Origin of the sequence: Bartonella sp. MF74HXZ (assembly GCF_042194445.1) — a bacterium.
GTDB classification, from domain to species: Bacteria; Pseudomonadota; Alphaproteobacteria; order Rhizobiales; family Rhizobiaceae; genus Bartonella; species Bartonella grahamii.
In genome coordinates this window covers 61,905-80,002 of sequence record NZ_JBHIMW010000004.1, presented here as the reverse complement: position 1 = coordinate 80,002, position 18,098 = coordinate 61,905, and the positions used below count along the sequence as shown (strand labels likewise).

14 protein-coding genes and 1 pseudogene are annotated in these 18,098 nt (G+C 38.8%); 7 read left to right on the top strand and 8 right to left on the bottom strand.

The annotated features are described in order from the left end of the window. The first annotated feature begins 282 nt into the window (after nt 1–282). A complete protein-coding gene (locus tag ACFIJ8_RS04480) occupies nt 283–558 on the top strand; it encodes a DUF4164 domain-containing protein (RefSeq protein ID WP_005774573.1) in 276 nt (91 codons plus the stop codon). Nucleotides 559–570: 12 nt separating this feature from the next. Beyond that, on the top strand, nt 571–954 hold the full coding sequence (locus tag ACFIJ8_RS04475) for a cell division protein ZapA (protein WP_273787673.1): 384 nt from the start codon (nt 571–573) through the stop codon (nt 952–954). A gap of 1,496 nt (nt 955–2,450) precedes the next feature. Here the strand turns inward: ACFIJ8_RS04475 and pyk are convergent. Further along, nucleotides 2,451–3,887, bottom strand: a complete 1,437-nt coding sequence (gene pyk / locus ACFIJ8_RS04470; protein WP_375629362.1) for a pyruvate kinase — start codon at nt 3,885–3,887, stop codon at nt 2,451–2,453. Beyond that, nucleotides 3,884–4,372, bottom strand: a complete 489-nt coding sequence (locus ACFIJ8_RS04465) for a DUF1036 domain-containing protein (RefSeq protein WP_273787671.1) — start codon at nt 4,370–4,372, stop codon at nt 3,884–3,886. The genes pyk and ACFIJ8_RS04465 overlap by 4 nt, the downstream gene beginning before the upstream one ends. A 264-nt stretch (nt 4,373–4,636) precedes the next feature. Between ACFIJ8_RS04465 and ACFIJ8_RS04460 the strand changes: the two genes are divergently transcribed. After that, nucleotides 4,637–4,897, top strand: a complete 261-nt coding sequence (locus ACFIJ8_RS04460; RefSeq protein ID WP_039760779.1) for a DUF2312 domain-containing protein — start codon at nt 4,637–4,639, stop codon at nt 4,895–4,897. A gap of 536 nt (nt 4,898–5,433) precedes the next feature. Here the strand turns inward: ACFIJ8_RS04460 and rimJ are convergent. The 5 genes and pseudogenes from rimJ to ACFIJ8_RS04435 form a co-directional block, all read right to left on the bottom strand. Further along, nucleotides 5,434–6,000, bottom strand: coding sequence for a ribosomal protein S5-alanine N-acetyltransferase (rimJ, locus tag ACFIJ8_RS04455; RefSeq protein WP_273787670.1), 567 nt, complete (start codon nt 5,998–6,000; stop codon nt 5,434–5,436). A 313-nt stretch (nt 6,001–6,313) separates the two neighbouring features. After that, nucleotides 6,314–6,511 (bottom strand): annotated as a pseudogene (locus ACFIJ8_RS04450) (ABC transporter ATP-binding protein); the annotation flags it as partial. A gap of 44 nt (nt 6,512–6,555) precedes the next feature. Continuing rightward, nucleotides 6,556–8,418 carry an ABC-F family ATP-binding cassette domain-containing protein gene (locus ACFIJ8_RS04445; protein ID WP_375639167.1) on the bottom strand — a complete coding sequence of 621 codons (1,863 nt, stop codon included), beginning with the start codon at nt 8,416–8,418 and terminating at the stop codon, nt 6,556–6,558. Next, nucleotides 8,418–8,804 carry a hypothetical protein gene (locus ACFIJ8_RS04440; protein ID WP_273787669.1) on the bottom strand — a complete coding sequence of 129 codons (387 nt, stop codon included), beginning with the start codon at nt 8,802–8,804 and terminating at the stop codon, nt 8,418–8,420. The genes ACFIJ8_RS04445 and ACFIJ8_RS04440 overlap by 1 nt, the downstream gene beginning before the upstream one ends. Before the next feature lie 103 nt (nt 8,805–8,907). Beyond that, nucleotides 8,908–9,543 carry a thiamine diphosphokinase gene (locus ACFIJ8_RS04435; RefSeq protein WP_273787668.1) on the bottom strand — a complete coding sequence of 212 codons (636 nt, stop codon included), beginning with the start codon at nt 9,541–9,543 and terminating at the stop codon, nt 8,908–8,910. A 147-nt stretch (nt 9,544–9,690) separates the two neighbouring features. On the opposite strand from ACFIJ8_RS04435, the gene ACFIJ8_RS04430 reads away from it, so the two are divergent. After that, entirely contained in the window at nt 9,691–11,268 is a 1,578-nt protein-coding gene (locus ACFIJ8_RS04430) for a M48 family metalloprotease (protein WP_375629354.1), read from the top strand. 318 nt (nt 11,269–11,586) lie between these two features. On the opposite strand, the gene ACFIJ8_RS04425 is transcribed toward ACFIJ8_RS04430, so the two are convergent. Further along, the gene (locus ACFIJ8_RS04425) at nt 11,587–12,498 is read right to left on the bottom strand and encodes an RNA polymerase factor sigma-32 (protein ID WP_015856975.1); all 912 of its coding nucleotides are present in this window, start codon (nt 12,496–12,498) and stop codon (nt 11,587–11,589) included. A gap of 576 nt (nt 12,499–13,074) precedes the next feature. On the opposite strand from ACFIJ8_RS04425, the gene ACFIJ8_RS04420 reads away from it, so the two are divergent. From ACFIJ8_RS04420 to ACFIJ8_RS04410, 3 genes are all read left to right on the top strand, one after another. Continuing rightward, nucleotides 13,075–14,661 carry a hypothetical protein gene (locus tag ACFIJ8_RS04420; RefSeq protein WP_375639090.1) on the top strand — a complete coding sequence of 529 codons (1,587 nt, stop codon included), beginning with the start codon at nt 13,075–13,077 and terminating at the stop codon, nt 14,659–14,661. Nucleotides 14,662–14,682: 21 nt separating this feature from the next. Beyond that, nucleotides 14,683–15,024: a ferredoxin FdxA gene (fdxA, locus tag ACFIJ8_RS04415; protein ID WP_273787665.1), complete on the top strand. Its 342-nt coding sequence runs from the start codon at nt 14,683–14,685 to the stop codon at nt 15,022–15,024. Nucleotides 15,025–15,328: 304 nt separating this feature from the next. Continuing rightward, a complete protein-coding gene (locus ACFIJ8_RS04410) occupies nt 15,329–15,913 on the top strand; it encodes a CarD family transcriptional regulator (protein WP_273787664.1) in 585 nt (194 codons plus the stop codon). The last annotated feature ends 2,185 nt before the right edge of the window (nt 15,914–18,098 follow it).

Genomic DNA, 18,098 nt, shown 5'->3' with positions numbered 1-18,098 from the left:
TCTTAAAATTCTCAAGGAATACTATTTTTTAACCATTAGCGTGAGACTTTTTGCCACCACTTCAATAACATTAATAACATTCCCCTCACGCGTCCTGTATATCCATGTCATTTATGCCAATACGCGCAAAAAATCCAGCTTTTAATTTATATCCATCCCCTGCTTTGCTTGCTAAAATATCCTACATACTTAAAAATAAAACGCACACAATACAAGATTGAAAGTGATTCGTTTTTGCATAACACATTGATAAAGGATACAATTACCCAAAGGATAAAAGCAATGAACCAAGAAACGACGGTTCTACAAGATGCTCTAGAGCACCTAGAAAAAGCACTTAGAACTTTAGAGATCACCATAATAAACCGCAATGCCGTTATTGATAAAAATAACGAATGGGAAGAAGAAATTCAACGAATGAATGCTGACCGCAGCCATCTTGCCCAAGCGCTTGACAAAGCTGAAGCCCAAATTGAACGCTTAGAGTCCGTAAACAAAGAAGTTTCCAAACGTCTTATTAAAGCAATGGAAACAATTCGTGTTGTCATTGATAGATAAAGGTTTGAATGTATGGAAACTGTTTCCGTTACCATTGATGGTAAAATTTATCGCATGGCTTGTGATAAAGGACAAGAACGTCGTCTTATTGCGCTCGCTGCACAATTGGATCAATATATCACACATTTAAAGAACAATTTTGGTGAAATTGGCGACCATCGTTTATCGGTTATGGCTGGCATAATGATTATCGATGAAATGGAAGAAATAAAACGAGAAAATAAAAAATTACAAGAAGACTACAATGCTCTTTTACGACTCCACAACGAAAGAGACCGCACCATGGGGAAAATTATGCGTGACACCACACAACGCATTGAAAATCTCACCAACCAATTGCTCAAAGATGATCAAAACAGCACAAGCTTTCAAGAACAAGAACAGGAAGATTTCTAAAAGTACATCAGCGCGTAACAAACCAGTAATTTTACTTGTCCGCTACACCTCACAGGATAAAAACTCTTAAACCCACACCAGTCTGTAAATGGTCCGGTTTTTTATAGAGAGGATTCCAGCTACTCACCACTTATGAGATGAACTTAAAACTCAACAAAAAAAACCGACTCTGAATATTTCACCCCTGCACAAACACCTCTTATATCAAGGAGGCAACCTTATATCACCACCCTTCAAATGAGATGCCTTTTAACAGCGCAACAAGATAACAAAACCAACATCATTGTAAAAAAAATCATATAAATGACAACAGCAACAAACAAATAAAGCATCCTTCGAGAAAAAGAACTCTATTCATGTTCCCTATAAATGCATACCAAAAGTCCTTTCCCTTAGATAAAATCAAGCAGATTCAATATATCTATTCAAAATATATTTAAAAAATAACCTTATCTATTATCCCGTAAAGCACCGCCATTTGATAATATAAGCACCATGGAGTCTTTGCACCTAAAATGTCCATCAGATGAAACCCACCTTAGAAGAACCGTATCATTTATAAACCAGCGTGAACTTTAGTATTTTCATCCTTTAGAGCAGGAAAAAAGCCAAACCCGAAGATTATGTTAATCTGTGGCAACTTTAAACATCATAAACTACAATAGTAGCTCTTGAAAACACCCTCTACCGACATCTTGATCCTTATAACAAACAATCCATATCTCTCTCCCCAGTCCTCAAAATCTCCACGCTTAATAAAAGAGCAAACCGGCACCATCACTATAACCGGCCCCCAATATTGCAACAGCCCCCTTGTCCCTTAAAACGATTCATAAGAGGGACACCTTTCTTGTACAGTCTTTACCCACACCCCCCATTTGTGGCGTGCAAGCAAATAGTTATGATTGACAAAACATAAACAAATTTAAAGTTAAGAGAACCTTGCGGTATTCAGGGTTTTAATTCAATATAAAGAACGCTATATTATCATTATAAATCAATATGTTGCAAATGTGCCGACAAAGCATATTTTTAAAACACATTCACCCAACACTTTTTTCATGACATATCAGCATGACTTTTAGGCACATAATTCTAATTTTATTCAATTCTGTTTGCAAAAGTTTAAAATGAGACAAATTTCAAGGCTCTCATTCAAAAAGCAAAAGAATGAACTCTCATTATCAATGAACATCTTTCTCGTATAAACAGCAATAAAGCAATCCCCACTATGCCTACCTCAATGAAATAAAAGAGAGGCTCCCATTCAATGCCCTACCGTAAAAGCAGCTTCTTCAGAACTAAAACAAAATCAACAGACAACATCACCGCATCTGCTCCCATCCCCAAACCTTATAACCTAATGCAACACCTTGCTATCTTTACAATGGGAGGTAAAAGAATAATGGGTCTATGGAAGCATTCACAAAAAACGCACACCCGTTGTGTTTAAAGCCTGTTTAAAGGCGCATAAAAAAACACCATGCGTAAACGGCTCAAATCCCTTTCGTTCCATCTTGAGAGACAGAAGCAATACGCAAGAGATTTGTCGCACCAGGCGTTCCAAGGGGAACACCAGCTGTCACAAGGAAGCGATCTCCCCCTTTGCAAAAACCTTCCTGAAATGCAATGGCTGCTGCACGATCAACCATATCCTCTAAATTCCGTGCATCTTGCGCAACCACACAATGAAGCCCCCAAACTAAAGCTAAACGCCGTGCTGTCTCCACAATGGGAGATAAAGCAATAATCGGTCTATTGGGACGTTCACGAGAGGCGCGCACCCCCGTTGTTCCTGAAGCCGTATAGGCAACAATAGCTGCTAATTCAAGTGTTTCAGCAATCTGACGCGCAGCAAGAGAAATCGCATCTGTTCCTGTTGATTCTGGTGCTGGATGTTGTGCCCCAACCTGAGCGGCATAAGTGTGATCTTGTTCGATTTGCCGCGCGATTCGATCCATCATAAGCACGGCTTCTTCGGGATAACGACCAGAAGCAGATTCAGCAGACAACATCACCGCATCTGTTCCTGCATAAACTGCTGTAGCAACATCCGACACTTCTGCGCGTGTCGGAACAGGAGATGAGATCATTGATTCGAGCATTTGTGTTGCCACCACAACAGGCTTTCCTGCTAAACGACAAGCTTTTATGAGCTCCATCTGAAGTGCAGGAACCCTTTCCAAAGGCATTTCCACTCCAAGATCACCCCGTGCAATCATAATACCATCGGATACATCAATAATTTTCTCTATATGCTCTAAGGCTTGAGGCTTTTCGATTTTAGCCATCAAAGACACCTTGCTTTTCGTCAATCGACGCACCGCTATAATATCTTCTGGACGTTGAATAAAAGAAAGAGCAACCCAATCAACAGGCTGCTGTAAAAGAGCCTGAAGATCCTCCTTATCTTTTGACGTCATCGAATCAAAAGGCAAAATTGTATCGGGAAAACTGACACCCTTTCGATCAGAAATACGGGTTCCAGCAACCACGCGACACTGTACAGAATGACCATCACAAACTTGCGCACGCAATTCCAGTTTTCCGTCATCAATCAATAACCGATCTCCTGGTTTAACAGCCGAAAATACATCCTCATGAGGGAAAAAAACACGCTGTGCATCACCCAACACATCGCGATTATCTAACGTAAAGCTTTGCCCAACACGCAAATCTTCTTGACCCTTAGTAAAACGACCCACACGCAGTTTTGGCCCCTGAAGATCCACTAAAATACCAATGGGTCGCCGAACTGTTTTTTCAACTTCTCGTATAGACTTGACCAAATCACCCATCATATCACGGTCAGTATGGCTCATATTAAGACGAAAAACATCTGCTCCTGCCCTAAAAAGCTTCTCAATCATTTCACTGGAAAAAGAAGAAGGACCAAGAGTTGCAATAATTTTTACTTTACGAGCACGTTTCACGGTGGAGAGTTTCCTGAAAGAGAAGGGATAACTGAATTGTTTAACAAAGACTCATCCGTCAACTGTATCATCCAACTGGTTTGATTTCCGGTATCGATTTCTTTAAATTCAGCCTTTTGATATCCTCGAGGGAAACAATCATGAACCCCTTGAATGGTAAATTGGCTATCTTGCACACACATGGTTACAGAACCTGCCCAATTCCCTTTTTTTTGTGCCCCTTCCGCATAAAAATAATAAAACCGTGAAGCAAGAGGCCCTTCAATTAAGGTTTTACATTCCGTCACGGGTACCGTCCACCAGCCTTCGCTCACCCACCCTGAAAATGTACGATATCCAAGAGCAACCCCTACAGACTGTTGGGTTGTATTACAAACCCTAAAGTCAGCTTTTGCAAAAACAACAAGGGGAAACAAGAGCAAAATGCTCAAGAGAAAAACCTTTAATCCTTTTTGAAACACCCAATATCGTTTTTTTAAAATCACAAAACTTCCTCTATGATGTCAAATTCTCAAAACAAATTACACATTTCTTTTTTCAAAAGCTTTTCAAGTCTAAAACGTATATTTTTATATTTTTCTTTTTATAGCCCTTTTATAAATGCATATATCTTAAAAATTTTACAAAATATTTAAAGTCAATTTGTAAAAAAACTGTGTAGCTTGATTTACTTTTTGTTTTTCAAGCTTTTTCAACATAAATTCGTCGTCGAAAAATAACTTAAAATATATAACTTGGAGAAAAATACAATGAACGATACAGTAACCGATCAAACACACGCTATATCCGTAAACCAATTACGCTCTTTTATCGAACGTATTGAACGACTAGAAGAAGAGAAAAAAACCATTTCTGATGATATTAAAGACGTTTACACTGAACTTAAAGGCTCTGGTTTTGATAGTAAAGCCGTTCGCAGCATTATACGGTTGCGTAAAAAAGAAGAACATGAACGAATGGAAGAAGAAGCAATCATTGAGCTTTATAAAAATGCGCTTGGTATGAGTTAAAGCTATTGATAAAATTGGAAAATTTCTTAAGAAAAGAAAATGCAAAAAAACAAATGAATGTATAAAAATTTCACCCAATAATAAGCTGTTTGTGTAACTTGTAACGAGACTATCGGTCACAAAATACACAATATTGCAACAGCCCTCACATTAAAAGGATTTATACAGAGCATTTTTATCCTTGTCCTCCAATCATTTTTATCCACACAACCCCTCACTTGTACGCCAATCCAATTTGTGATGTGCAAGAGAGGTAATTTTTATGATTAAACATCAATAGATTTGAAATGAGAAAGTCTTACGATATTGAGGACTCTCTTCCTTCAAATTGAAAAAATGAATTATGATGATAAATCAATTCATTATCTACAAAAAGAAACATATAAAGTGGTCAGCAGTTGAAATCCGCTAAATGAGAGTCTGAACTGTTTACAAAAGAAGAGCTGGTTAAGGATCTTTATCTTTTAGGATAGGCAGAAATTCGGCATATTTACACATTTGATAAAAAGCCCCTTGATAGAACTTTTAATAAAACTTTATTCGAATCTATTAACGGACTCATACAGATCATTGATTCGAGAGGTTAGAATGTGGTCTCTCCATTTTCCAGAAATCATCAAATAGTCTTTGGCATAGCCTTCTTTTTCAAAATGAAGGCGCTTTAATAAACGTTCACTTTTTATGTTCTCAGGTCTATAATTTTCCATCACTCTATGCAGATGATAAACATGAAAGATATGCCGTATTAGAGCCGATAAACTCTCAAACATGAGACCTTTGCCTTGTTGTTTTTCATCAAGAGAAAAACCAAGATGACAAGCTTGAAAAACACCACGAACCACATTTGTAAAATTCACAACACCAATGACTGTGTTTTCATTTTTTAATCGTACGGCATATCGGTATGCTTGTCCTTGTGCACTTTCATAAGCAAATGCATTAGCTCGTATTTCCCAAGCTGTTAGGCTGTGGTAACCATCAGATCTAACAGGTTCAAAAGGACGCAGATGATTCGCATTACGGAGGTAATAAGAAGACAGTTCAGCTGCATCTTCTAAACCAATCAATGTGGAAATTGTTCGCTTTGTTTTAATTGCTATCATTTTCTCCTCCTAGAAATGTTACAATAACACGTTGATTTATCCTAACAAATCATCATTTTTAAACTTAAATCATAACGTCGAATACAGTAAGCTTTCCCCACCACAACACTTCTCACGTTAGAATCAATGAAGATCATTTGCTTTTCCGTCATAAGCAGGGTTGGTGTATTTAGGATATAAGGTAAAGATAAGGGAATGTTTCTTATGAATGCTCTCAAGTTCCAAGGGGGCTGTAGCAACATTGGGGACTGGAAAAGTATGCAATGGAACTGGCGTGCTTCCCTATACGCAATTTTGAAAAAACTCACGGCAAAGATAGTTTTGTTTCTTTGCCTTGTAAGCTCAGAGCATACTTGTTTTGCGCTATCATATCACTGCACCCGCATACAAAACCCAATGACCATCGCCTTGAAAAGCTACATGTTACAGTGCGATCTAAAAAGTTTCTGCCATAACTCATCAACAACACTGTTCCCGCTAAATCAGCCACAAACTCTTGTAACAAATCCAAGAAAAGCGATGATGCAATACAAATCTTTTAAAATTTTTTAGATATTACCGTGAACACGCTTCCATTTCTTCGCGTAAAATTTCAAGTTCTAACCATTCTTCTTCTTTTTGTGTGCAAGTATTTTTCTTTTTTTCCAACGCTGTTGATAAACGCTCAAAACGCTCTTTATCACTGCGATAAAGGGCTGGATCAGAAAGCTCTTGTTCAATTTTTTTGATTTCATTTTGCAAAACAGCAATTTCTTCAGGCAATCTTTCCAATGCATAAACCTGCTTATAAGACAATTTACCTCGTGGTTTTTTCTCCCGCACTATCAAGCTATGATCTGTTGATGAATCCTGCTTTGAAAGCTCTCCCACATGAGATTTTGAAGGTTCTTTACGCTGCGATAATTCTGTTTTTTTGCGTTGTAAACTCAGAGCATGCTGGTTTTGCGCCATCATATCACTATAGCCGCCCGCATACAAAACCCAATGACCATCACCTTGAGGTGCCAACATATGCGTTACAGTACGATCTAAAAAGTCTCTGTCATGGCTGACCAATAATACTGTTCCCGCAAAATCAGCAATAAATTCTTGCAACAAATCCAAAGTTTCCATATCCAAATCATTGGTCGGTTCATCAAGAATCAAAAAGTTTGCAGGACGTGAAAGAAGTCGTGCAAGCATGAGGCGTGCTCTTTCTCCCCCCGAAAATTCTTTAAGGGGAGTGCGTGCTTGTTCAGGCAAAAATAAAAAGTCTTTCATATAAGAAACTACATGCCGCTCTTGTCCATTGATCACAAGAGTATCACCTCTTCCTCCCGTTAAATAATGCGCTAAAGTTTCTTCTTCATTTAAAATACGTTGCTGATCAAGCAATGCCATAGAGAGGTTATAGCCATGCCTCACCGTTCCACTATCCACGGCTTCTTGCCCAATTAATGCAGAAAGGAGCGTTGTCTTTCCGATACCATTGGGTCCTACCAACCCGATTCGATCACCACGCTGAATACGCAAAGAAAAATCTTTCACGATAATGCGATCACCATAGGATTTTGAAATTTTCTTTGCTTCAAGAACCAATTGCCCAGACTCATGACTTTTCGCTGCTGTCAAAAGTGCATTTCCAGGCTGCCCTTTATAGGTTTGATGACGCTGTCTTAAGTTTTTTAATTCGCCTAAACGCCGTACGTTACGCTTACGCCGTGCACTCACGCCATAACGCAACCATTGTTCTTCACGAGCAATTTGGCGCCCCAATTTATGCTGCTCAATGGCTTCTTCTTGCAACGCCTTATCACGCCAACTTTCAAATTCTGAAAAACGCTTTTCCAGTCTTTTGGTTGTGCCACGATCAAGCCATACCGTTGACCGCGTAACATTTTCTAAAAATCGCCGATCATGGGAAATCACCACAATCGCTGAACGCAAAGACGATAAAACAGCTTCCAGCCATTCAATGGTTGGTAAATCAAGATGATTGGTTGGTTCATCTAAGAACAAAATATCGGGTTTTGCAGCAATGGCCTGTAACAATGAAACACGCCGCTTTTCGCCTCCCGAAAGCGTTTCCAATTTTTCCGCCCCCGAAAACCCTAAATTTGTGCGAAGCGTATTGATCCACTGAACATCAGATATATCGTCCAGCCCCGCTTCCATATAAGCGTTAATATCTTCAAATCCTGAACAATCCGGATTTTGTGAGACATAACGGAGCGTCACTCGCGGGTGGCGAAAAATTTCGCCACCATGAGGCTCTAATATTCCTGCGGCAATTTTTAATAGGGTTGATTTTCCACAACCATTACGGCCAACCAGCGCGATACGCGCCCCCTGCTCAACCGATAAACAAGCTTGATTGAGCAAAGGCGTTTTTCCAAAATTTAAGAAAATGCGGTCAAGCCGCAGGAGCGGCGCCGCCATTAACGAACGCGGTGCGGACAAGGTGCTTTATACATCACCCCTCTTCCATCACGGTAAGCACACAATTGCCGTACAGGGACTCTTTGTGCACAAGGTGCTTGGTAAACATGTCCTCTACGACCACGATACGTGCACAATTGTGATGCCTGTCTTTGTTGTTTTCTTTGATTTGCAGCTGCACCTGTTACTGTTCCAGCCAAAGCACCAAATGCTGCACCGGTAAGTGCTGCTCCAGGAGTACTTCCAGCAATAGCAGTTCCAGCCAAAGCACCAATTGCTGCTCCTCCTACGCCGTAACGTGCAACGCGTTCATCGTTTGTGGTACAAGCGACTGAACTGAAACCAATGGCTGAAACAACAGCCACTTTAAAAATTGATTTTAGCATATCAAAACCTTTCCTTCTCAAGATCAATACATAATATATCGTTTATGTCGGCACTTAATCACTAGGCCCCCCCCTGCCTTATTCAAAATATATTGGAAGAGCTTTATGGAATAGGCACAGACGCTAACAATATAGCTTTTCCAGAACCTAAATGGCAAGAAAAGGTTCCACAAATACGGTTAGAAAGTGTTAAAGAAGAGCCAAATGACACATTTTTGTCACAAATTGGCCATTTTACCCCTGCAAGAGTTAAGCCTTTTAAATCAGAAAAACCGATAATACTAAACAAACATCCCTTAGGCAAATCATACGAACAAGGTTTTGACAAAACCGGCCAGCCTTCTTCCAAACCACTTGTCAACAATACTGAAATGCCCCTTTCAGCCATCATCAATGCTTGCGTCATATGAGAAAGGCTATGATCACTTCGCTCACCTCCCAAAGCACCGCACAAAATAAGCTTTTTAGCACCATTTTGCAGCGCCCTTTCGCAAGCCAAAGCACTATCTGTCATATCTTTATCAGAAGGAAAAACCTCACGCGGAACATGACTATATTCGCGTATTAAATTCTCATCCGATGAATCAAAATCGCCTAACCACAACTCAGGCGACACATTAAGCGCTGCCGCATGACGCATACCACCATCAGCAGCAATCACCCGACTGTTTTGAATTTGATTAAGCAAACGATCAGTGATACAAACATCTCCATTTAACAATATCGTAAATGTTGTCATGCCATACTTTGCCTTTCACAAAATTTCCTTTACAGCGCACTCTTTTATAAGTGAGAGTTATTTTTTATAAACAAAAAGCGTGATATAGCCAAATGAGTCCTTATCCCTAATGAATCTCTTGAAGAAACATACGATACAAAGATACAAATGCAGTTTGCCAAATTACTCCACAGAAACAATGTGCACCATGGTCCAACGCACCCCATTTTTCAACGCAATCTTCTTTTTCGCTCACGCCTGTATAAAGCAACTTTCATAAGTTTAACCTTTCTCCTTTCAGCTTGTCATACGCCCCTCTCTCAAAATGATAGGCTTTCTTCCACTTCTTCTAAAACGATCAAACGTACCAACAATCACAATATCTATGTCACATTAAGCGCTCTGCAACACCCACGTGTTTTACAAATGTATGGCGGCGCTTATTATAATGCAAAACTTGAACACTTTTTAGCAAAGATTGTCCGTAAACTGACAGTTCCATCACATAGTTCTCATCAAAACTATTCTGTAACAATTTTAAACTCAGAAAGTGTTAACGCATTTGCACTCCCCAATGGTGCGATCTACATCACTCGTGGTATGCTGGCATTAGCCAATGATTCTTCAGAAGTTGCAGCCATTTTAGCCCATGAGATAGCACATATCAGAGCCAATCATGGCATTTTACGCCTGCAAAAAGAAGCCCAATTAAAGATGACAAATCACATGTCTTCAGGTCTTCTTTCTTCTATTGGCAAAAAACTTCATAACCCTGTGCAAAACAAGCAACAACTAGCGCAATTTTCCCGCAATCAAGAGCTGGAAGCTGATTCCCTTGCACTCGAAATGCTCCAACAAGCAGGATATGATCCATTTGCTTCACCGCGCTTTCTTCAAACAATGGAAGCCTATAGTGCTTTGCGTAATATCTCCGGCACCCAAAATGCCTCTCTAGATTTTCTAACCTCTCACCCAACCACCCCTCAACGCATTCGGCTTGCGATAGAAAAGGCGCGTAAAATCAGTAAAGGGAATAGTAAAACAACCGATCGCGATTCTTTTCTCAAAAGCATTGATGGCATGATTTTTGGAGGAGGGTTTTATACAGGTTTTGTACGAGGTAACCAATTTATTCACCCACAGTTGCGCATAGCTTTTTCTGTTCCAAATAATTTTACAATAGAACATTCAGCACACACTGTTTGGGCCAGTGGACCAGATAAAATTGCGATTCGTTTTGATGCTATTCCGCATCCTACTGGAATATCTGCGAGTGATTATTTGAAAAGCGGCTGGATTATCGGGCTAGACCAATCATCTATCCGCCCCATCACAATTCAGGGGCTCCCCCATCAAGAATTTACGCGTCAAGGATTCCAAAGCCAAAGTTTACTTGGAGCACGAGCCCATGCTACCAATGAGCAATGGCAATTTGATGTAGTTGTCATTCCATTCAACAACCATATCTTTCGTTTTCTGACAGCCGCCCCACATAATTCTCAAAATTTTGTAGAGGTTGCCCAAAAAACGCTACAAAGCTTTCATTCTCTTTCATCTTCACAATTAAAAAAACTGAAGCCCTTAAAAATCCGTGTTGTCCGCGTTAAACAAGGAGAAAACGTTGCAAACCTAGCCAATAAAATGCAACACACACCAGATAAAGAAAAACTCTTCCGCATCCTCAACGCCCTCTCACCAACACAAACTCTACCCGCAGGTACAAAAGTGAAAATCATTACAGAATAAGCCTTTTTTCTCACCTGCTACAGTTTTGATTCTTTTCTATCTGCATGACGCCCTCTCCCTTAAAGCATATTCGCAAATGAAGAGGGACATTTTAAAAACCAATTTCATCATACCTTCATACGACTCCGTTTGATACATACTTCCTCGAACTAATATCACCCCCAATCTTCCTCTGTTCATCAATAGCACCAAACGCATCCCCAAGGAGGCATATCCCTAGACAAATCTGGTAATCCCCTAAATCCAACTTCATCATACTCTCATATACCCCCTACTTATACGTTCTCTCTCTCTTCCTCCCACAAAGCCTTTTACTGCTTATATATCGTAAGCATCTTCTGAATGAACCGTAAGAAGAGCAGAACGCAATTTCTGCAAAGCCCGAGCTTCAATTTGACGCACGCGCTCTTTTGAGATTCCTAACTTTTCACCCAAAACTTCAAGAGTCGCACCCTCTTCATTTAAGCGACGAAAGCGAATAATTTCCAACTCCCGTTCATTGAGAATTTGTAACGCATCGTAAAGCCATTGTGTACGCCGTTGACCATCAATTACTTGCTCAATTAAAGCATCAGGAAGAGGACTATCATCCACTAAAACATCCATCTTAGCAATGGGATTATCACTGTTCTCAGAAACAGAAACACTCAAGGAATTATCAGAACTGGAAAAACGAAAATCCATCGTTTCAACATCGCGCACGGAAACGCCAAGCTTTTCAGCGATTGTGCGAAAGATATCCTGTTTTGACAAAGCACTATCATCTTGTATCAGTTTTGCACGCAACCGCCGAAGATTAAAGAAAAGCGCTTTTTGCGAAGAACTAGTTCCCCCTCGAACAATTGACCAATTTCGCAAAATATAATCTTGAATAGAAGCGCGTATCCACCACGTTGCATACGTTGAAAAACGCACTTCCCGATCAGGTTCAAAACGTGCAGCTGCTTCCAATAGTCCCACATACCCTTCTTGTACCAAATCCCCCAATGGCATTTTGAAACGTTTAAAGCGGTTAGCAATAGCAATCACTAAACGCATATGAGCTGCTGCAATTTGATGCATGGCATCATCATCACGTTTGTCTTTCCACCGCAGAGCCAAATCATGCTCTTTTTGTCGTTCAAGATAAGGCGCTTGCATAGCAGAACGCATCATATTACGTCCTAAGCTTTTGTCTGCATCGCTATAATTTTTGCTGCTTTTATAAACAGCATTTGAAAGATTACCCATAATAACCCCTTGCGATTAAAATTATCAAAATTGATTTGGCAACGACATCATTGTTCTTTGCTTAAAAAGAACGCAAAAGTTGTTAACTTCTGTACCCACTACTTTAACGTGTATTTTTATAATCGCAATTGTTTTTTTTTACTGTCATGGTAAAAATTCTTGTCATAAGACACAATTTCACCTGCAAAATGCCTTTACAATATGCCTTTTAGCCTATGAAATATTTGAAAAAACTTTCTCTTCACTTTTCATAACAAAACAACAAAAAAAAATAAAATGATCATGTAAAACAAAAGCTGTCTTTTAATAACCGGTTCTGTTTCCTTTTAAATTGAAGAATTTATTTATGCTTTCAGCTTTACAATACAACTAATAAGTGTAATTTGCAAATATAAAGCATCAAAACTGAATGAAAACTGAATAAAAAAAAGAATCATCCAAGTTTTAAAGACGCAAAAAGAAACAGCAAAAAACGACAAGAGTGATTGAAGCAAACGCAACAAACGTGTTAAAGAAAAAGAAGCATTATGAAATTGTCGCAAAAAGCTTTTGACCAATTTCGCACTGAGAAAGAAAATGATCATGGATAGCAAGATTGTTCAACAGGATGAAATTCTTCAAGATGATATTCTCATTGAAAAACACGGAAGGGGTAAATTTGAAGGTTTTCGTTTTTATGCCAACAAAAACAGTACTGATCAAATAGCTGAGAAGCAAATTTCAACAGAGAATGAAAATTTGATTCTTGCTTTTTCCAAACGCGCGACACGTTTTTGTGCTTGTGCAAATGGAGATTTTACCCTCAGTTCTGATGGAATTGTGCGCTGGATTGGTCAGCCCGTAGGACAGCTTGTAGCAACAGAAGATTTTTTCAAACCAAAACTGATTGTTTTAGCAGATGAACAACTCACAGGAGAATCCCGCGATAACGTTGTGAAGCGATTAGAACGCTTTGTCACCTTTCATTTTGAAACGACTTTAAAACCTCTATTTGATTTGCGTAATGCTGATAATTTAACGGATTCAACAAACAGTCTTGCTTTACAACTTTTTAACTCTTTAGGGATTTTACCACGCCGCGAAGTCTTAGACATTGTCAAAGAACTTGCGCAAGAATCACGTGCTGTGCTTCGGCGTCTAGGTGTGCGTTTTGGCGCTTTTCACATCTATGTTGCCGGAATGCTTAAACCTGCTCCGGTTCAAGCCATTACCCTCCTGTGGAATCTTCAAAATGCGGAACAAGATCAAACTGGTTTGGGTGAAATTTTGTCAGCATTATCTGCTGGTCGAACCTCTTTGATTGTTGACCCTACCTATAACCGCCAATTTTATCAATTAGCCGGCTACCGAATCTTAGGACAACGTGCTGTGCGGATTGATATTTTAGAACGTCTCGCCAATCTCATCCGCCCCGCACTTCATTGGAAACAAGGAAGTGATCCCAAACCCGATGGCGCCTATGATGGCAAAAGTTTTTTTGTTACACCAGCCATGATGTCCATTCTTGGAGCCAATGGAAACGATATGGAAGAAATCCTCAAAGGACTTGGTTATCAATCGTACAGCATAAGCAATACTGTTTTTGAACAAAATCTCCTTGCACACCAAGCCTCTTCCCCTGTCAATGAGACAATGCAAGATGTTCCTGAAGCAGAATGCGTTGGCAGTCAATGGAAAACAATAAGCGATTCAGAAACAACACAAGAAGAAAAAAATACCTCATACCAAAATACTTTATCCTCTGGTATTGAAAAACATCCCCATAAAACCAATCGTTTACCGTCGGCTGAACCTGTTGGGAATTTTGCCAAAACCCCTCTCCCTACACAAGAAGATAAAGTTATTTTACTATGGCATTATAGACATCAATTTCACCACCACGCACAAAAAAAACGTGATAAATTAGGAAATAAGTGGCAAAATAAATCGAAGAACGCTGTAAAAAAAGGGGAACACACAAATGAAAATTCCCCTCAAGCAGCACCATCACAAACAAAACGCTCTCATAAGTTCCACAAATCCCAAGGCAAACATGCAAATCATAAGCCTTTTCAAAAAGAAAAGCGCCTTAATCCTGATTCACCTTTTGCAAAACTAGCTATACTACGCGATCAACTCACCAATCATAAAAACACGCACACACTTTCCTCTAAAGAGAATTAAAATAACAAATGGAGTTTGATCTTGACCCACGTAGTAACCGACAACTGCATTCACTGCAAATATACGGATTGCGTTGAAGTCTGCCCTGTTGATTGTTTTTATGAAGGGGAAAACATGCTTGTTATTCACCCAGACGAATGCATCGATTGTGGTGTTTGTGTGCCAGAATGCCCAGCAGAAGCAATTTTACCTGATACAGAACCAGGACTAGAAAAGTGGTTAGAACTTAATCTTCATTATGCAAACAAATGGCCTAATCTAACCACCCAAAAAGACCCTCTTCCTCAAGCAAAAGAAATGGATGGCGTTCCAAATAAATTAGAAAAGTATTTTTCAGAAAATCCAGGAAGCGGCGAAGAGTAATGATACAGTGTACACCCTCCTCCTCCAACAATTGAAAGACGTCTCTTGTAAAAATAAAAAAATCCTTAAGCGAAATGATTGATTCTTTGGAAGTTTGATGTTAATGTTATTTTAACATGATCATCTTTCTAAGTATTTTTCTTTGCTTTTTATAGTAAAGCGATGTATTTTTTTTGGATTTAAAAGTACTCGGCTTTTATGCTCACTTAATTGGTACAATATACTTGGTTAAAGAAAACTCAACCCTCAGGTTTATAACCTGTTTTCCGATACATTTGTTGATCATAAGGGAGTAAACTAAAATATGGCATCCCAACATGGAACGTCTTCCAAGACCAAAGAATTTGCAACCTCTGAATATATCGTCTACCCTACGCATGGAGTAGGACAAATTATAGCGATTGAAGATCAAGAAGTTGCAGGACATAAATTAAAACTTTTTGTCATTCATTTCGCGAAAGATAAAATGGATGTCAAAGTCCCCATTGCAAAAGCCCTTTCCGTTGGAATGCGTAAATTATCTGCTAGTGATTCTGTCGAACGCGCCTTAAAAGTTTTACGTGGAAAAGCACGCGTTAAACGAACCATGTGGTCACGTCGTGCGCAAGAATATGATGCTAAAATCAACTCAGGAGATCTTATTTGTATCGCCGAAGTGGTCCGTGATCTTTTCCGCTCTAATCTACAGCCTGAACAATCTTACTCTGAGCGCCAACTTTATACAGCTGCTCTTGAAAGAATGGCCCGCGAAATTGCGGTTATTAATAGTCTTTCTGAAACAGAAGCTATCAATCTCATAGAGATGCATCTCTCCAACAAGCCGAAACGCGAATTTAAAACTGAGAGAGAAGAAACAGATGAAAACAGTAAAGCTGTCTACGCTGCATAACACACTCTTTCATCATAATGAGATATTTTGATAAAACCAGCTTTTTGCTGGTTTTATTTTTTTAACATCCTCTCTGCCCTTAAGGACGAAGTTTCTTAACCAGCACCAACCTATAAACAATCTAACTTTTCGACAAATTCCTCCTCCTCATTTGCTTGCTTCATAGATAACAAATTGATTAATCATCATAATCTAGCATTATTCATATTAAATTAGAATCTTGAATATCGTAAGATTTTTCATTTCAAATCAAATTGCTCTCATGTTGAAGCAATCAAAATCTCTTACTTTTCGGTCCCAAGCGGGGCTGATCTGTGAGTAAAAACTGTACAAAAAGAGCTAGTAGAACTGTCCAAGCACCAAAGGATATACCAACATTGGAAGCTGGCAAAATGTGTAAGGCTGCAGGCTTGCTTTTTCATTAAGCGTAAAAATCATAGTGCCGTTTATGCACTGCACCGAGACTTTACCATTTTACCTTTCTACAAAACCATTATAACATTCAAAAACGCCGTCATAAAATGGATGCAACAAATATTGAAAATATTCCTTTTTTAAAAAAACACGTGACGGTACAACATAAGCATATTTTACCTTGGGCGCTCTATTTTGCATGAGAAGCATTCCCCGTTAAAGAACGCGATAAACAAAAGCATGAACTAAACCATCATCTCCATTCTGTAAAAGGCATTTCAAATACTTTTGAAAGCTATAAAGTTAACTTAAAAATAACAATACAAATGAGCGTTGATATTGCCCTTGCAACTTCATATTTTCCAAAATGAGGTTATCTTCTCATTTCAGAGATTACGAGATATACGCAATATTCTTACTCCAATCGGACATACAAAATCTAAAACGATTCATAGAACTCTTAAAAGTCTTAACCTCTGTTTTAAACAGACCGCTAAAGATTAGATATTGATGAACAGATAACAAAAAAATCGCAAACTTAGCTAAGTAACACCATAAAACCATTCATAAACCAGCTATGAACTGGAGAGTCATACCGGCTTTGATAAAATACTTCGCTCAACCCCATACATAAAACATCTGGTTTTAAGTTTACTTATTTTTACAAGCTATTCGTAACAAATCCCTTATATTCACAAAAATAAGAAAAAATATATGGACAATTCTTAGTTCAAAAATATAAAAAGAAAGCGTGATATTCATAGAAAAGTCTCATGTACCTTTATCATCAAAAGCACTAAAGATTATTGAATGTGTAAACCTTCTATCTTGTAACGGTTTTCTCTTTTCTGCTTATAAGAAAACACCCTGGCATCAGCATACACTTAACCCCCAATGTTACAAAAATCCTTACATTTGAAATGTATTTATTACAGACATTTTTTCCTTTCTTATAGAGTTTTCACCCACATGCCAGCCCCACTTGTGACCGAAAAGCAAGTGATTGTCATTGATTCAACATGAAAGAAATTTGAAATGAAAAAATCCTACGATAGACCTTTCATTCAAGACGCAAAACAACAAATGAACCTTATAAATCAATGTGATGTAAATCTCTATTTTTTTAGGGAGAATCACATGTCACAATATAAGCCTATAGACAAACCATTGCCTTAAATATTTTCATAAAAAACACCAGTATGCTTAAAGCCTTACATGGGTCAACCACCTTAAACGACGATATTTTACGATCTAATAGGATTCCCTCTACGGTCAATAAAAATTAAGTGCGATACAAAATGATTCCATTACTGACCTAACTTATATCAATACCCCAGCTCTTAACGAAATCATCATAAAAGACACTGACACAAGCAATCCTTTATAGCCTCTCAAAAAAAACAAAAAAATCATCTCCCATAATAAAATCATTTTTCTATGGCCAAGCCTTACACATGCTCTCAAGAAAAAGCGAAAAACGTATCTCACCCAATGCATTCACTCATGAATCAAAAGAAGTCTACTACTGGAAAAGAGATAAAACGCTAAAGTTTTAACCACTAAAACGGAACGCCCGCGATACATTCCCGTTTTCAAATCAATGTGATGAGGGCGACGCAAGGACACCTCAACATCCACCTTAAAGCGAAAATGCACGCCACAAACGTGCATTCACTCATGAATCAAAAGAAGTTTACTACTGGAAAAGAGATAAAACGCTAAAGTTTTAACCACTAAAACGGAACGCCCGCGATACATTCCCGTTTTCAAA